This window comes from Brevundimonas sp. Root1423, assembly GCF_001426805.1.
The window spans coordinates 600,957-616,325 of record NZ_LMFL01000045.1 but is presented as its reverse complement, the minus strand read 5'-3'; the positions used below and the strand labels follow the sequence as shown (position 1 = coordinate 616,325).

The 15,369-nt window shown below is 68.3% G+C and carries 13 protein-coding genes and 4 pseudogenes; 3 read left to right on the top strand and 14 right to left on the bottom strand.

Annotation, left to right across the window (positions count from 1 at the left end):
- From ASD25_RS24495 to ASD25_RS24460, 9 genes and pseudogenes are all read right to left on the bottom strand, one after another.
- Positions 1-621 (bottom strand): annotated as a pseudogene (locus ASD25_RS24495) (GTPase); the annotation flags it as partial.
- Between the two features lie 124 nt (positions 622-745).
- Positions 746-1,231 carry a copper chaperone PCu(A)C gene (locus ASD25_RS24490; RefSeq protein WP_156389453.1) on the bottom strand — a complete coding sequence of 162 codons (486 nt, stop codon included), beginning with the start codon at positions 1,229-1,231 and terminating at the stop codon, positions 746-748.
- A 6-nt stretch (positions 1,232-1,237) separates the two neighbouring features.
- Entirely contained in the window at positions 1,238-3,298 is a 2,061-nt protein-coding gene (locus tag ASD25_RS24485; protein WP_056621343.1) for a TonB-dependent receptor domain-containing protein, read from the bottom strand.
- 75 nt (positions 3,299-3,373) lie between these two features.
- Positions 3,374-3,760: a DUF2946 family protein gene (locus ASD25_RS29805; RefSeq protein ID WP_082572607.1), complete on the bottom strand. Its 387-nt coding sequence runs from the start codon at positions 3,758-3,760 to the stop codon at positions 3,374-3,376.
- A gap of 41 nt (positions 3,761-3,801) precedes the next feature.
- Complete coding sequence (gene pth / locus ASD25_RS24480) at positions 3,802-4,362, bottom strand: aminoacyl-tRNA hydrolase (RefSeq protein ID WP_056621341.1); 561 nt, start codon at positions 4,360-4,362, stop codon at positions 3,802-3,804.
- 215 nt (positions 4,363-4,577) lie between these two features.
- Positions 4,578-5,070: pseudogene (locus ASD25_RS24475) on the bottom strand (50S ribosomal protein L25/general stress protein Ctc); the annotation flags it as partial.
- A gap of 141 nt (positions 5,071-5,211) precedes the next feature.
- Complete coding sequence (locus ASD25_RS24470; protein ID WP_056621339.1) at positions 5,212-6,297, bottom strand: hypothetical protein; 1,086 nt, start codon at positions 6,295-6,297, stop codon at positions 5,212-5,214.
- A 122-nt stretch (positions 6,298-6,419) separates the two neighbouring features.
- Entirely contained in the window at positions 6,420-7,640 is a 1,221-nt protein-coding gene (locus tag ASD25_RS24465; RefSeq protein WP_200943709.1) for a hypothetical protein, read from the bottom strand.
- A 69-nt stretch (positions 7,641-7,709) separates the two neighbouring features.
- Positions 7,710-8,650 (bottom strand): annotated as a pseudogene (locus ASD25_RS24460) (ribose-phosphate pyrophosphokinase).
- 206 nt (positions 8,651-8,856) lie between these two features.
- Here ASD25_RS24460 and ASD25_RS24455 point away from each other — a divergent pair.
- The 3 genes from ASD25_RS24455 to ASD25_RS24445 all read left to right on the top strand — a co-directional run bounded on the left by ASD25_RS24455 (position 8,857) and on the right by ASD25_RS24445 (position 12,466).
- Positions 8,857-9,714 carry an outer membrane protein assembly factor BamD gene (locus ASD25_RS24455; protein ID WP_056621337.1) on the top strand — a complete coding sequence of 286 codons (858 nt, stop codon included), beginning with the start codon at positions 8,857-8,859 and terminating at the stop codon, positions 9,712-9,714.
- Positions 9,715-9,858: 144 nt separating this feature from the next.
- Positions 9,859-11,559 (top strand): DNA repair protein RecN, encoded by a 1,701-nt coding sequence (gene recN / locus ASD25_RS24450; RefSeq protein WP_056621335.1) that lies wholly within the window; start codon positions 9,859-9,861, stop codon positions 11,557-11,559.
- 61 nt (positions 11,560-11,620) lie between these two features.
- Positions 11,621-12,466 (top strand): 2OG-Fe(II) oxygenase, encoded by an 846-nt coding sequence (locus ASD25_RS24445; RefSeq protein ID WP_082572606.1) that lies wholly within the window; start codon positions 11,621-11,623, stop codon positions 12,464-12,466.
- A gap of 13 nt (positions 12,467-12,479) precedes the next feature.
- On the opposite strand, the pseudogene ASD25_RS24440 reads toward ASD25_RS24445, so the two are convergent.
- From ASD25_RS24440 to ASD25_RS24420, 5 genes and pseudogenes are all read right to left on the bottom strand, one after another.
- Positions 12,480-13,225, bottom strand: a pseudogene (locus ASD25_RS24440) (inositol monophosphatase).
- A 104-nt stretch (positions 13,226-13,329) separates the two neighbouring features.
- Positions 13,330-13,863: an elongation factor P gene (gene efp, locus ASD25_RS24435; RefSeq protein ID WP_056621332.1), complete on the bottom strand. Its 534-nt coding sequence runs from the start codon at positions 13,861-13,863 to the stop codon at positions 13,330-13,332.
- 91 nt (positions 13,864-13,954) lie between these two features.
- Complete coding sequence (locus ASD25_RS24430; RefSeq protein ID WP_056621330.1) at positions 13,955-14,503, bottom strand: tryptophan-rich sensory protein; 549 nt, start codon at positions 14,501-14,503, stop codon at positions 13,955-13,957.
- Positions 14,504-14,558: 55 nt separating this feature from the next.
- Positions 14,559-14,801, bottom strand: a complete 243-nt coding sequence (locus ASD25_RS24425; RefSeq protein ID WP_056621328.1) for a helix-turn-helix transcriptional regulator — start codon at positions 14,799-14,801, stop codon at positions 14,559-14,561.
- A complete protein-coding gene (locus ASD25_RS24420) occupies positions 14,801-15,301 on the bottom strand; it encodes a DUF2975 domain-containing protein (RefSeq protein WP_056621327.1) in 501 nt (166 codons plus the stop codon). The genes ASD25_RS24425 and ASD25_RS24420 overlap by 1 nt, the downstream gene beginning before the upstream one ends.
- Positions 15,302-15,369 lie beyond the last annotated feature (68 nt).

Here is a 15,369-nt window from a genome sequence, read left to right as displayed (position 1 = left end):
GCCGAGATGACCACGGCCTTGGCGTTGTCGGCGGCGGCGCGTTTGGCGACCAGGTCGGACAGCTCATTCCCCTTGTCGGCTGAGCCTTCGTCGACGTTGGCGACATAGAGGGCGGGCAGGGAGGTCAGCAGCTGCAGCATGTGCCACGCCTTCTCGTCCTCCTTCGACACCTCGACCACGCGGGCGGGCTTGCCGGCGCGCAGCGGGGTCAGAGCCATGTTGATCAGGCGCAGGGTGGTCTGGGCTTCCTTGTCGCCGCCTTTGGCCTTCTTCTCGACGTTGACGACCCGCTTCTCGAGGCTTTCGAGATCGGCCAGCATCAGTTCGGTCTCGATGATCTCGAGGTCCGAGATCGGATCGATGCGGTTCTCGACGTGGGTGATGTCGTCATCGACGAAGCATCGAGCCACGAAGGCCACGGCGTCGCAGTCGCGGATATTGGCCAGGAACTGGTTGCCCAGACCCTCGCCCTTGGACGCGCCGCGCACCAGACCGGCGATATCCACGAAGGTGACAGAACGGATAGTTGGCGGCCTGGGCCGCCGCCGTCTTGGTCAGGGCGTTGAACAGGGTGGACTTGCCGACGTTGGGCAGGCCGACGATCGCGACTTTAAGAGCCATGGGCTTGGGCGGTTCCAGAAGCCTCCCGGGCGAACGCACGCGGCGTCCGGTCGCGAGAAGCGGAAAATCGAAGGGATGAAGGCGAGCCTTTAGCGGGTCGCGCCCGGTTTGTCAGGTTCAGCGGTTACTGCGCGGCCACGTGGTCGTATTCGCCGACCGCCGGCTGGGCCACGCGGGCTGTCACCTCGACCGGCGCCGCCGTAGCGAAGGTCAGTTTCAGTGTCACCGTGTCCCCGGTGACCAGCGGCTCCTCGACGCCCAGCATCATCAGGTGATTGGCGCCGGGGGCCAGCGCTGTGGCCTGACCCGCCGCCAGCGGCATGCCGTCCCGCATCTGCTGCATCATCATCATATTGCTCTCCATGCGGCTCTCATGGATCTGCACGTACTTGGCCTCCGGGCTTTCGACCGAGACGAGCCGGTCGTCGCCGCTGGCCGTCAGGGTCATGTAGCAGCCGGTCGTCTGGCGGCCCTTGGGCGTGGGCCGGCACAGGGCGTCGGCGACGGTCACCGTCGGCGCGCCGGGCGCAGGCGCGGGCTCGCCGGAGTTGCAGCCTGCCAGCATGAGCAGGGCGGCGGCGGGGGCGGAAATGCGGGTCATGAGGTTCATTCGCTCTCAATAGGCCAGACGCAGGCCGGCGAAAACCGATCGGCCTTCACCGGGAAAGAATACAGAGGTGGAAACGCCCGGGCGGCTTGCGTCGGTCACAGCGCCGAAGTTCGAGACATAGGCTTCGTCGAACAGGTTGCGGACGTCGGCGAACAGCGAGACCCCGTTGCGCACCTCCCAGCCCGTGTTCAGGTTCGCCACCGCATAGGCCGGCGCCTTCAGGGTGTTGGCGTAGTCGACCCATGCGTCGGACACCGACCATTCCACCGACGGGGCCACGAACCAGCCCGCTGGATGGTCGTACCGCAGCTCGGCCCGGTACACGTGGGGCGGCACGACAGGCAGATCGTTGTCGCCATAAGTCCGGTGGCCGTCGAAGAAGAAGTCCGAGAAGGCGTAGGTCTGGCGCAGGCGGACGGATGGCGTGATCCGCCAGTCCAGCCCGGCCTCGATCCCCTGATGCACCGTTGGGCCCGCATTGAAGGTCGCGGCGGGGATGCCGTTCTCGACGATGAAGTTGAGCAGCTCGTGGTCCAGTTCGGCCCGGTATGCCGTCACGTCCCATGTCAGGGCGCCGCGGCGGCCGCGGGCGCCGGCTTCGACGGTGACGGCCTCCTGCGGAACCACGGGCCGGAACCCGCCGGCATAGGGCGAAAACGCCGAGAAGTTCGGCGGCTCCACCGAGCGTGTGAGATTGGCGAAGACCTGATCCCCGTCCTCGCCCTCCCACAACAGGCCGATTCGCGGTGCGAACCAGTCGAAGGTTCGATCAGCCTTCAGGGTGAAGCTGGCGGCGTTCCCCGGAACAGCGTGGCTCTGATAGTCGCGTTCGGCCCGGCCCCAGGTTCCGCCCGCCACGAGGGCCAGCCGGTCGGTGATGAACAGCCGGCCCTCGGCGAAGACATCCAGTCCGGAGGCGTTCTGGAAGCTGCGGGCGCGAAGGGCGCCGTGCGAGCCAGCCAGATTGACCCATTGCTTCGCATCGAGGTCGCCCTGCCGGTACCAGACGCCGTAGAAGGCGTCGACGCGCATCCCGCCGACCTGCCCCTGCCAGTCGAATCGACCGAAGACGCCGTAGTTGCGGCTCTGCTGGTCGACGACCTCGAAGATCGGATGGTCGAGGTCCTTCCACGTCCCGTAGACGGCGCCCTCGAAGACGGTGGAATCGTTGAACCGCCAGCGGGTCTGCAGCGCCGTCCGCAACGCGCCCATGTCGCGCTGGTAGTTCAGCGCCTTGTTGGCCGCATTGGCCTGACGCGGCGTATTCAGGGCCTGGGTCAGGGTCAGGCTGCCCGGGATCTCCTGATGCACATAGCCGCCCGAAACCAGCAGCCGGACCTCGCGGTCTTCGCCGAGGCGGCGGCCGAGGTTCAGGGTGGCGTGCTGCTGCTGCCCCTCGCTCTGGTCGCGCCAGCCGTCAACGCGCAGGCCGGTGACGGCGGCATAGCCGTCCCGATCATCGCGAACGCCCGCCACCGCAGCATGCCCTCGCAAGGCGCCATATGATCCGCCGTCCAGTCGCAGGTTGACGTCCGAACCCGCCGTCCGCCCGGACGGCGTCACCAGATTGATCGCCCCGCCCAGAAGGGCGCCGCCAAAGCGCAGGGCGTTGCCGCCCTTGTAGACCTCGCTGTAGCGGGCGATCAGCGGATCGATCAGCTGGAAGTCGCCGAAGCCGTCGGCCTCATTGAACGGAATGCCGTCCTGCGCCAACAGCGTGCCGCGGTTGTGGCTGGAGTTGCCGATGCCCGAGCCCCGGATCGAAAGCCGGATGTCGCCGCCCCATTTCTTCTGTGCGTAGACGCCCGGAACGTCGCGCAGCACCTCGGCCAGGTTCGGCGCATAGCGATCCTCATAGGACTCGGCCGACACCACCGCCACGGCGCCGGGCGTGCGGGACAGGCGGGCGCGGGTCTCGGCCACGACGGGCGGGTCTTCGTGATTGCGCGCGCCGGTGACGATGACGGTGTCCAGCTGGATGACGGGTTCGCTCTGGGCGAGCACAGGCGAGGCCGACACAGCGGCGACCAGCAGCGCGCAAGGCGCCGCGAAGGTATCGAGAGACATGGGATTCCTGAAAACAGAAGGCGCGGCGGAAGCGCGCGGACACGGACGCCGGTCAGGCGTCGTCGAAGCTGTATTTCAGGCGGCGGGCGGGGCTGTTGAAGGCGGACGGGGCGGCCCGCGCGCGGGCGGAGGCGGGCTTGCGAAGCCAGCGGTCCAGTCTGCGGTGCGAACCGCATCGGGGATCGCCGCCGCCTGTTGAACAGGCGGGTTCGGCAGCGTTGCCGTCAATGGCATGATGCAGGCCGGGCAGTGGGCGGGCGAGGCCTTGCCGCCGCCATCCCCCTGATCCCCGCCGGCCCCGGTCGCCATCCGTGCGGCGTCCGAGCAGAGCATGACCTGCCCCGAAGGCGTGGCGGCCATGGCCCCGACCGGCAACAGCGAACTCAGCACGATGGCGAACACCGCCGCCAGGAAGGCGAGCGAGCGCGTGATCGACCATGAATCGGACTGCGAGCGGGTCACGTCACCGCTCTAGCGGGGACGACATGCGCGGGGAAGCGTGACTATTCGTCCCGCGCCTGGCTGGCCTGGCGCGGGCTGAATTTCGGCGCGGGGGCCAGACGCATGACCTCGGCCTGATAGCGCTCATCGTCGCCGGAAAGCGCGAACGGCAGGGCGTCCGAGACGGCGGCCAGCATGGGGTCCAGCCAGACCCGGTCAGCCTTGTGGAAATCCCCGAGGACGTGCGGCATCACCAGATGGCTCTCGCCGGGGTGGCCAACGCCCATGCGGCCGCGGCGGAAGTCGGCGCCCAGCTGGCTGATCATGGAACGCACGCCGTTCTGGCCGGCCGCCCCGCCGCCGGTCTTCATGCGGAACCGGCCCGGCGCCAGATCGATCTCGTCGTGGAAGACGATCACCCCGGACGGCTGGACCTTGTAGAAGCGCGCGGCCTCGCCGACGGCGCGGCCGCTCTCGTTCATATAGGTCTGGGGCTTCATCAACAGCCGTTCGGGCCCGAACTTCCAGCGCGAGGCGATCTCGTCGGCGGCCATGAAGCCGATGTTGTGGCGGTTGCCCTGGTATTTGGGGCCCGGATTGCCCAGGCCGGCGATGATGATCATGGCTCAGGTCCAGACAAGGAAACGGCCCCATCCGTAGCCGGAAGGGGCCGCTTCGCAAAACAGTCGAAAGAAGGCGATCAGCCCTCGGTCGATTCGCCCTCGGCGGCGGCGGCTTCTTCGCCATCGGCCTGTTCGGTGGCGGGGACTTCGTCCGCGGCAGCTTCCTCGGCGGCGGCGGCGACTTCCTCGGCGATGGCTTCCTCGATCTCGTCAGCAGCCTTGGCGGCCGAAGAGGTCTTGATGGAGGCGATCACGAAATCCCGGTCGGTGATGGTCGGCTCGACGTCTTCCGTGCCCTTCAGGTCGGTCCAGCGGATGGTGTCGCCCATCTTGTGGCCGGCCAGGTCGACGATCAGGTCTTCCGGGATGTGATCCGCGCGGACCTTCACTTCAACCGAGTGACGGACGATTTCCAGCGAACCGCCCTGACGGAAGGCTTCGCACTGGTCCTGGTTGATGAAGTGAACCGGCACTTCGATCTTGATGGTCTGCTTTTCATCGACCCGCATCAGGTCGAAGTGCAGCGGACGGTCCGACACCGGGTCGAACTGGACATCGCGGGCGATGACCGGCTGCGATTCCTTGCCGTACTTCAGGGTCACCAGGTGGCCCAGCAGCTTGCCGGTGTAGAGCGACTTGCGGAAGTCGCGCTCGTTCACCGAGATGGACGCCATCACGGACGTCCACGTTCAGAATGATCTCGGCCATCGCCTCGCCTCAACAACACAAACGCCGCGCTGACCAGTCAGCCCTCGCGGCGGGGTCAGGGACCCTGAATTCAAGAGCGCGGGTCATTACACGCAAGAACCCCGCGACGCAACAGGCCGCGGCGTCCCTTTGCGAACGGAGTCAGCCGCCGTTGTTCAGCGACGCCGTCGCCGCGGTGGAGGCGGCGGCCGCCTCGGCTGCGATCGGCGTCTGTTCCGGCGCCCCGCCCGCCACGGCGGTCTGGGGGATCTCGACCGGGACGGGCGTGATGTTCTGGGCCGTGCAGGTGGCCAGATCGCGGGCTACGTGGCGTCCGACGCAGAACATGTCCTCATAGCTGGGGCGCGAGGCCGCAAGGCACTGGAACAGCATCAGCTTCGACATGTTGAGGCAGAACTCGCTGTTCTGTTCGACGGTCAGGGCCTCGGTATTCGCACGACCGTCCTCGCCGCCGGCGCCGAGGGCGGCCAGGGCGGCCACGGCCAGCGAGCGGACGACGGCGGCGGTGTAGGGCGGGCCCGAGCGGGCCGGGCCCACGCCCAGCCCCGTGCCGCTGTTGGCGGCGGCGAACAGACGGGCGGACTCCTCGGCCGAGGGCAGCATCGTCACGGCGGACAGCGACTTGGCGCCCTCCAGACGGGTGACGCGGTCGGTGATGTGGACCGTCGCCCAGCGGCGACGCGGATCGCTGCGCCCCTGGATCGTATAGGCGTCTTCCTCGACCGCGTTGGCGATCAGCAACATGGCGGCCGAATCCTTGCCGATGGTGTCGACGATCAAACCGGCGGCGGCGTCGGCGCCCGGGAAGGTGGCGGCGGTCGCCGGGTCTGCGAGGATGCGGGCGATCATCTGCTGCCGCTGGGCCGGATCGACGGCGTAGGTGCGGACGCCCTGGACGAACTCGGGCGATTGCAGCGCCAGGATCGAGCCATAGGCGATCATCCCACGCGACAGCTGGGCCGGCTCATAGGACGCGCCCTTGCGGATGGCGGCCTGGATGGCCTCGGCGCTGTCGAAGCCGGCGCTGATGGTCCCGACGTCGCGCATGAAGGCAACATAGATGGAGGCGGCCTGGGCCACGCCCTCGTTCAGGCTGACGGCCGGCGGCGGCGGGGGCGGGGGAGGCGGCGGAGCAGGCTCGGGCTCGGGCGTGGCGCAGCTGGCCAGAATGAGGGCGGCGGCGGCTGCGGCGACCGAAAGGCCGCGGCGCGGATAGGCCATGAACATGCGAGATTCCCCAGAACACGCGCGGCGCCTTCGCGGGGCGCCGAAACTCCAACCCCCTTATAACGCTCCGCGAATTGTTTGCCGATCACTAATCCGCCAACAGAACCGGCGTCGATCGCGCGTCAGCCGCCGGGCGTGGTCCGGACGGGCGCGCCAGTCCCCGTGTTCAGTTGCTGGGTCGGCGTCAGCGTCGTGGGTGCAGGCTGGGGCGCCGGCGCCGGCGTGGACCGTTGCAGCGGCGGCGTCGGCGCCAGCCCGGGCGCAGGGGGCGGAGCCGCGACGAGCGGCGCGGTCACAATGATCGGCGGCGGGGCTTCGGTCACAGTCGGGGCGGAGACCGTGACCCTCGCGGCGGGCAGGGCCGAACTGCGGGTGCAGGTGGCGAGGTCGCGCACGATATGGCGGCCGAGGCAGAACATGTCCTCATAGCTGGGGCGCGAGGCGGCCAGACACTGGTAAAGGTTCAGCTTGGACTCGTTCAGGCAGTTCTGGCTGGTCCCCTCCGACTGGAGGGCGGCGGTATTGGCCCGCGCGTCGTCACCGGCGGCGCCCAGCGCGGCCAGAGCCGCCAGGGCGAGGGCGTTCGTCACCACGGGCGGATAGGGCCGCTCGTCGCGGCGGCGGCCGCTGGCGCCGCCAAGCCCGGCCCCGCTGGTGGCCGCCGCGAACAGGCGGGCCGACTCTGACGCCTGGGCCGGCATGGTCTGGCCCGACAGGTCCTTGGCGCTGGCCAGACGCGCCTCGCGGTCGTTGATATGCGCGATGGCCCACGACCGACGTCCGTCCGCCTGGGCGGCGTAGGCGTCGTTCTCGACGGAGTTGGCAGCGGCGCTCAGGGCGTCGATCTCGGTATTCAGGGCCGCCATGATCAGACCGGCGGCTTCCTCGGCGCCCGGCATGTAGGAGGCGACGCGTGGGTCGGCGACGATGTCGGCGATCATCTTCTGCCGGCCCGTCGGATTGATCCCGTACTGGTTCACGCCCGAGACAAACGCCGGGGACTGCAGGGCTACGATGGAGGCGTAGGCGACGAGGCCGCGGGAGATCTGGCCGGGGTCATAGGCCGCGCCCTGACGCAGGGCGGCCTGGATGGCCTCCGGACTTTCGAACCCGCCCCGGATGCCGGCGATGCTGCGCGAGAAGGCGAGATACACCGCCGCATCCTGGGCGACGCTTTCCGACAGGCTGATGGGCGGAGGCGTCCGCGCGGCCAGTGCGGCGGCTTCGGCCAGACGCGCGGCCTCCGCTTCAGCCTCGGCCTTGCCCGAGGCGCAGCCCGCAAGGACAGCAGCGGCACACAGGGCGGCCACCGTCAGGCCGCGTCGCATCATTGCCGAACGCATGAAATCTCCTCGAACTGTCCGTCGTGGAGCAGAGAACGCGCTCCCGGCCAATTTGAGGCGCCCTATCTTTCAGTCGAACAGTTTGGAGACGGATTCCTCGTTGGCGATTCGCCGGATGGCCTCGCCGATCAGGGGCGCCACCGAGACCGTGCGGATCTTCGAGCAGTTCGAAACCTCGAACGGCTGTTCGATCGAATCGGTGATCACCAGTTCCTTCAGCGGCCCGTCGGTCACGCGCTGGACCGCCGGGCCCGACAGCACGCCGTGGCTGATGTAGGCCGAGACCTCGACCGCGCCCTTGTCCATCAGCGCCTGCGCCGCATTCACCAGCGTGCCGCCCGAATCGACGATGTCGTCGAACAGGATGCAGCGGCGTCCCTCGACGTCGCCGATGATGTTCATGACCTCGCTCTCGCCGGCCTTGGCGCGGCGCTTGTCGACGATGGCCAGGTCGGCATCCAGCCGTTTGGCCAGCGAGCGCGCCCGCACCACGCCGCCGACGTCGGGCGACACGATCATCAGTTCGCCGCGCGGATAGTTTTCCCGAATGTCCTGCGCCAGCACTGGCGTGGCCAGCAGGTTGTCGGTCGGAATGTCGAAGAAACCCTGGATCTGACCCGCGTGCAGATCCATCGTCAGCACCCGGTCGGCGCCGGCGCGCGTAATCAGATTCGCCACCAGCTTGGCCGAGATCGGCGTGCGGCCGCCGGTCTTCCGGTCCTGCCGGGCGTAGCCGAAATAGGGCATGACCGCCGTGATCCGCTTGGCCGAGGCGCGCACCAGCGCATCGGTCATGATCAGCAGCTCCATCAGGTTGTCATTGGCCGGATAGCTGGTCGACTGCAGGATGAAGACGTCCTCGCCGCGGACGTTTTCCTCGATGACGGCGAACACCTCATTGTCCGCGAACCGCTTCACCTGGGCCTTGGTCAGGGGCATGTCGAGGTGTCGAGGTGGGCGGCGATCGCCTGGGACAGGGTCCGGTTGGAGTTGCCAGAGAGCAGCTTCATGTCCGGTCATCCTTTCGCCGTCATCGCCGGGCTGAAAATGCCGCCGTGGCGCTGGCGCGCTACATACCAGCGGATGGCCCCGCGGCAAGGCGCAGAGCGTCTTTTTGCAGGTCTTCTTCGTGCATTGGCGCAGACAAGTTCGCTGGTGTAGAGATCGCGTCTCGTTTCCGGGGGCGCCGACGGGTTAGCGCTCGCCGGCTTGCATTTTGAGGTCGTCCTTGCCTGCTTCCAAATTCCGCGCCGGCCTGATCCTGGCCACCGTGGCTGTTTCGGCCCTGACGATCTCGGCCTGTGGCAGCCGGACCAATCGCCCCCGCCTGGCCTATGAGGAGCGTCCGGTCGAGGCGCTCTACAACACCGGCTACCAGCGCCTGCAGAGCAGCCGCTGGGCCGACGCCGTCGACTATTTCCAGGAGGTCGAGCGTCAGCATCCGTATTCGGAATGGTCGCGCCGCGCGATCCTGATGCAGATCTACGCCTACTATCAGAACAACAATTACGCCGAGGCCATCGCCGCCTCGGACCGCTTCATCCAGCTGTTCCCCGGCAATCCGTCCGCGCCCTACGCCTTCTACATGAAGGCCCTGTGCAATTTCGAACAGATCACCGACGTGGGCCGCGACCAGGGCTACGCCCAGGCGGCGCTGGACGGACTGCGCGATGTGCAACGCCGCTATCCGGGCACGTCCTACGCCATCGACGCCACGGTCAAGATCGACATGGTCAACGACCAGCTGGCGGGCAAGGAAATGTCGATCGGCCGCTACTACCAGCGCGCCGGCCAGCCGCTGGCGGCGATCAACCGCTACAAGGCGGTGATCGACAACGAAGCCTATCAGCGCACCTCGCACACGCCCGAGGCCCTGTACCGTCTGGTCGAGGTCAATCTGATGCTGGGCCTGAAGGAAGAGGCGACCCGCAACGGCGCCGTGCTGGGCTTCAACTATCCGGGCAGCCCCTGGTACGCCGAAGCCTACGCCCTGCTGACCGAGCAGGGCAGCCAGCCCGGCGTCACCCCGACCGGCCAGCGCGAAAGCTGGCTGCGTCGGATCATCCCGGGCTGACGTTTCCGATATGTTCCGCTAACCTCGGGCTTTACCCGGGGGGCGAAAGGCCAGCATTCTCCGGCGTCGCCAGAGAGATCGATTCGCTTTGCCTCACCCTGATCCCTGCGCCGTCAGTCCCGTGAACCGGGAGGAAGCGGACCCGTGCTGACCGCGCTTTCCATCCGCGACATCGTGCTGGTGGACGTGCTCGACCTCGAGGTCGAGGGCGGCCTGACCGTGCTGACCGGCGAGACCGGGGCCGGCAAGTCGATTATTCTGGATGCGCTGGGCCTCGCGCTGGGCGCCCGCGCCGACGCGGGTCTTGTGCGGGCCGGCGCCAAACAGGCCTCGGCCACCGCTGTCTTCACCGCCCCCGACGATCCCGCCCTGCTTGAGATGATCGCCGAGCGCGGCTTCGAGGTCGCGCCGGGCGAGGAACTGATCCTGCGTCGCACCGTGGCCGCCGACGGCCGCAGCCGCGCCTTCGTCAACGACCAGCCCGCCGGCGTCGCCGCCCTGCGCGAGATCGGCCAGGCCCTGGTCGAGGTCCACGGCCAGCACGAGACCGTTGGCCTGCTGGACTGGAAGACCCACCGCGCCCTGCTGGACAACTACGGCGGCCTGCAGCCCCAGCTGGACGGCGTCGCCGGCGCCGCCGAGAAGCTGAAGACAGCCGAACGCGCCGTCTCCGACCTGAAGGCCGCCGCCGCCGACGCCGCCGCCCACGCCGAGGAGCTGACGCAAAACCTCGCCGAACTGGACGAACTGGACCCGCGCGCCAACGAGGAGACCGAGCTGGCCGGCGAACGCGCCATTCTCGGCGCGGCGGAAAAGGCCATCGGTGATCTGGCGGATGCTCGCGCCCAGCTAGGCGGGGACAAGTTGTCCCAGAAGCTGTCGGCCGCCCTGCGCGCCGTCGAACACGCGCGTACGCGGGCGGGGCAGGCGGGCACCGATCCCGAACACCCCCTGCTGCAGAAACTGTCCGCCGCCGCCGAAGCCATCGACCGCACCATGGTCGAGGCCGAGGAGGCCATCGCCTGCGTCGACGCCGCCGCCAACGCCTTCGATTTCGAGCCCGGCAAGCTCGACAAGGCCGAGGAGCGGCTGTTCGCCCTGCGCGCCGCGGCGCGCAAGCTCAACACCTCCGTCGAGAGCCTGCCGGTGCTGCGCGTCCGCTTCCGCGACCAGCTGCGCCTGATAGAGGACGGCGCCGAGGCCATCACCGCCGCCGAACGCGCCGCCTCGGCCGCCCGCGAGGCCTATGACGTCGCCGCCATGCTGCTGACCTCGGCCCGGGAAGCCGCAGCCGACCGTCTGACGGCGTCGGTCATGACCGAGCTGGGGCCGCTGAAACTGGACCGCGCCCGCTTCCGCGTCGCCTTTGAGCCGGTGGCTGAGGGCCGACGCGGTCCGCTGGGCGTCGAGACGACCCGGTTCGAGATCGCCACCAACGCCGGAACCGGGTTCGGGCCGCTGGACGCCATTGCTTCCGGCGGGGAACTGGCCCGCTTCGCCCTCGCCATGAAGGCGGCTCTGGCCGGGCGCGAGGACCAGCGCCAGCCGGTGATGATCTTCGACGAGGTCGATCAGGGCGTCGGCGGCGCCGTGGCCTCGGCCGTGGGGGCGCGGCTGGAGCGGTTGTCCACCGGGGCGCAGGTGCTGGTCGTCACACACAGCCCGCAGGTCGCCGCGCGCGGCCACGCCCACTGGAAGGTGCGCAAGGCCGACGCCGGCGGCCTGACCACGACCACCGTCGACACGCTGGACGACGAAGCCCGCCGGGAGGAGATCGCCCGCATGCTGTCGGGGGCGGTGATCACGGATGAGGCGCGCGCCGCGGCGCGGTCGTTGATCGGTTGACGGGCGGCGAGGCGGTGATGTCATCTCGCAATGCCGTCGGTAGCAAGGAGCGGGCGCGAACATGGTTGATCGCATGGCATGGGCGCCGGACAGCCGGATGGCTGCAATCGACTTGCGCCAGACCCCGGCGAACCTCGCGGGGCGCAAACGGGTCCTCGATGGCGTCCTGACCCCGTCCGCGGCAACCGCGCCGATCACGCCGGCGGAATACGGCGCGCAGGACTTCATCGTCATGCCGGGCTTCCTCACGTCGAAGGAATGTGATCGCCTGACGACGATGTTCGACCGCCTGCATGGTCTCGTGAAGCACCGCAGGATCGGCATCGACTTCTGGGAAGGCCGGATCGTCTACATGGATGATGTGGCCGAGCATAACGCCTCGGCCGCCGCGATCATGGGCGACTTCCAGAAGCGGGCCACCGCCCTGCTGGGCGACTTCTACGCCCTGACCCGCCCGCTGTGGACCGACACGGTGCAGCTTAACGTGTGGGAGAAGGGCTCATGCCTGCCCCCGCATACCGACAACAGCAATCCTGACGGCTCGGCCCACAGCACCCCGTGGCGGGACTTCTCCAGCATCGTCTATCTCAACGACGACTATGAGGGGGGGGAGCTCTATTTCACCGCCCAGGATCGGGTGTTGAAGCCCAAGCGGGGCATGCTGGTGGCGTTCAGCGCCGGCTATCATCACGAGCACGGCGTGCTGAAGGTCACGCGCGGTCGCCGCATCACCATGCCGGCCTTCTACACCTTCGATCAGCGCAAGGCCGACCGGCGTGTCTATCCGGAGCTGTACGCCCCGGCCCCGACGACTCCGGCGCCCGCCCCGCTGGCCATACTGAACCCGGCCGCCGCCAACGCCCGGGCATGGCAGCCTCCCGGCAAATGGCGCGTGCCCGGGACTTGAGTCCCGACCGGATCTAGCCGCGCAGAACCTTCTGCAACTGGGGATGCAGTTCGGAGTTCGACGCCAGGATCTGCGCGCCCGACTCCGGACGGCCCTCGCCGTCGATGGTCGTCACGATGCCGCCCGCCTCGGTGACGAACAGGATGCCCGCCGCCACGTCCCACGGGTTCAGATTGCGTTCGTAGTAGGCGTCGTACCGGCCCGCGGCGACCCAGGCGAAGTCCAGCGCCGCCGAGCCCAGCCGGCGGATGCCGGCGACGCGCTGGCCGATGGCGTGGATGTCCTTGATCGACTGGGCGTGGCCGGTCTTGCCGATGAAGGGCAGGCCGGTGGCGATCAGGCTTTCCGACAGGTCGCGGCGGCCGGCGACGCGGATACGCTGGTCGTTGAGGTAGCAGCCCTTGCCCTTCTCGGCCCAGAACAGCTCGTTCATGACCGGGTTGTAGGTCACGCCCGCCACGATCTCGGAYGCATGAAGTTGGTCGTGCCGTCGATCGGGTCGACGATCCACATGTGGGACTTGTCGGTCCCCTCGATCATGCCGCGCTCCTCGCCCAGGAAGCCGTAGCCGGGGCGGGCCTTCATCAGCAGTTCGTAGAGGGTGTCCTCGGCCTTGATGTCGGCGGCGGTGACAAAGTCGCCCGGGCCCTTGCGGGAAACCTGCAACTGGGCGACCTCGCCGAAGTCGCGCAGCATGGGCCGCGCGGTCTTGCGGACCGCGTCGATTATGACGGAAACGAGGGCGGAGGCGAGGGCCATGGGGATCTCCTGGTCCGAAAGTCCTTCAAGGCGTTCAGCCCGGACAGTCGGAGAAGGTCATGGAGGCGCAGGATCGCGCCTCCGGGTCGCGGTGTCGGTCGGGCCTATTCGGCCCGGCGGACGTATTCGCCGGTCGTGGTGTCGACGACGATGCGTTCGCCGACGCCCATATAGGGCGGGATCATGATGCGCACGCCGTTGTTGGCGATGGCGGGCTTGTAGGACGACGAGGCGGTCTGGCCCTTCACGGTGGGCTCGGTCTCGACGACTTCCAGAGTGACCTGGTCGGGCAGGGTCAGGCCGATCGGGCGCTCTTCGTGCATTTCAATGACGACCTTCATGCCGTCCTGCAGATAGGCGACGCGGTCCTCGCCGACCCAGTCCTTCTGCAGCTCGGTCTGCTCGTAGGTGGCGTCGTCCATGAAGACCAGGGCGTCGCCCTGCTCGTACAGGAAGGAGAAGTCCTTCTGCTCGAGCGTAACGCGCTCGACCTTGTCTTCCGACCGGAAGCGCTCGCTCAGCTTGTTGCCCGTCTCGAGGTTCTTGGCCTCGATGTTGGCGAAGGCGCCGCCCTTGCCCGGTTTGACGTGGCTGGCCTTGGTCACGACCCACAGGCCCTTGTTGTGCTCAAGGACCATGCCGGGCTTGGAAGGGATGGGGCGCAGCCTCGTGGCGCGCGCGAACGGGCGCAGTCCCTAGAGGATGCGGCGTGATCCGGCAAGGCGCGGGTCAGTGAACCGTCGGCCCCTGGGGCTGTGACTTGCCCTGAACCAGATTGGCCAGATGCACGGAACCCCCGCTGGGAGCCGCCAGCTTGCCGGCGCGGTTGTCCAGCTTGCGCGCCTCGTGGGCGAAGGCGGCGGCCATCCCGGCCGAGGACATGGCGGCGGCGATCTGCAGGCTGCGGCTGGCGGGCCGCATGGCGATCCACACCGCGTTCAGCGCCTGTGCGGCCGCCCACAGGCCCATGGCCGCGGTTCGCTCCGGCCGGGCAGGGGCGTTCCACACCCGCACGGCCGACAGGGTGGTGACTGAAAAGACGGCTGGCAGGATGAGGCTCAGCGGTCCGCGCGGCCGTTCGGTGATCGGCGCGTCATCATCCGCCAGATGCAGCGGGTTCGGCTTGATCGTGGTCCGGGCCAGCAGCGTGGCTCCCAGTGCGAAGCCGACCGTCACCGCCACGCCGAGAATGACGTGGCCGATGTCGCGCTCGTTGGCGTTCAGAAAGTCGCCGGCGGCGTCGCGCGCGTCGTCGAGGATGTCGTCGATATCGGTCACGCGCGGCTCTCCTGCGTCTGCGGACAGACAATGGCGGGGCGGCTTTGCGGTTCCGTCAGACCTCGTCGTCGTTGACCGGCGCCAGGTCGGCGGGGTCGAAGCCATAGTCCAGCAGGTCGCCCGGCTTGCAGTCCAGCGCCGCGCACAGGCGGGCCAGGGTGCGGAAGCGGATGCCCTTCACCTTGCCCGAGCGGAACAGGGACAACTGGGTCTCGCTGAGCCCCACCTCGGCGGCCAGATCGCGGGCCTTGAGGCCCTTCTTCACGATCAGGGCGTCGAGCGTCACGCGGACGGGCATCAGATCATCTCGTCCAGCTCGGCCTGCATCCGGCCGGCCCGATCGACGACCCGGCCCAGCAGGAACAGGGCCCCGCCGATCATGCCCAGCGTCATCCCCGCCACGTCGAAATGCAGATACCCGCCCCTCCCGTTCTCGACCAGCCGGATCAGGTTGGACACGACGAACACGCTGAGAACGCCGCCCAGTCCCAGCGAAAGCCCGACCCGCCGGAGGGCCGAGGACAGCGTCGGCTGGATCAGCCGCCCCTTCGCCAGTTGACCCATGGCCGATCCGATCGACCAGACGCCGAACAGATAGAAGACGGCCGGGCTGAACCAGATCAGGGCGGAGAGCGTGCCCGGCCGCAAGGGTGCCAGCCCCTCGCGCAGCCAGAAGATGACCGGCGCTCCGATCAGGGTCAGCAGCAGGCCGCCTCCGATGGTGACCACCATGAACACCGCCAGCCAGCGGAACTGACCGCACATACGGCGGAAACGGACGAGATCGGTCTGGCTCACGCGGCGGCTCCGGGGGTGCGGATTTGATGTCTGATCTTTAATCTTGACTTAAAGACGCGAGGTTCGCA

Bases quoted from the DNA above. Each gene is read 5' to 3' on its own strand.
- ASD25_RS24490 (WP_156389453.1), bottom strand. From the start codon at position 1,231: ATGAACCTCATGACCCGCATTTCCGCCCCCGCCGCCGCCCTGCTCATG.
- ASD25_RS24485 (WP_056621343.1), bottom strand. From the start codon at position 3,298: ATGTCTCTCGATACCTTCGCGGCGCCTTGCGCGCTGCTGGTCGCCGCT.
- pth (WP_056621341.1), bottom strand. From the start codon at position 4,362: ATGATCATCATCGCCGGCCTGGGCAATCCGGGCCCCAAATACCAGGGC.
- ASD25_RS24470 (WP_056621339.1), bottom strand. From the start codon at position 6,297: ATGTTCATGGCCTATCCGCGCCGCGGCCTTTCGGTCGCCGCAGCCGCC.
- ASD25_RS24465 (WP_200943709.1), bottom strand. From the start codon at position 7,640: ATGCGTTCGGCAATGATGCGACGCGGCCTGACGGTGGCCGCCCTGTGT.
- ASD25_RS24445 (WP_082572606.1), top strand. From the start codon at position 11,621: ATGGTTGATCGCATGGCATGGGCGCCGGACAGCCGGATGGCTGCAATC.
- efp (WP_056621332.1), bottom strand. From the start codon at position 13,863: ATGGTCCTTGAGCACAACAAGGGCCTGTGGGTCGTGACCAAGGCCAGC.
- ASD25_RS24425 (WP_056621328.1), bottom strand. From the start codon at position 14,801: ATGCCCGTCCGCGTGACGCTCGACGCCCTGATCGTGAAGAAGGGCCTC.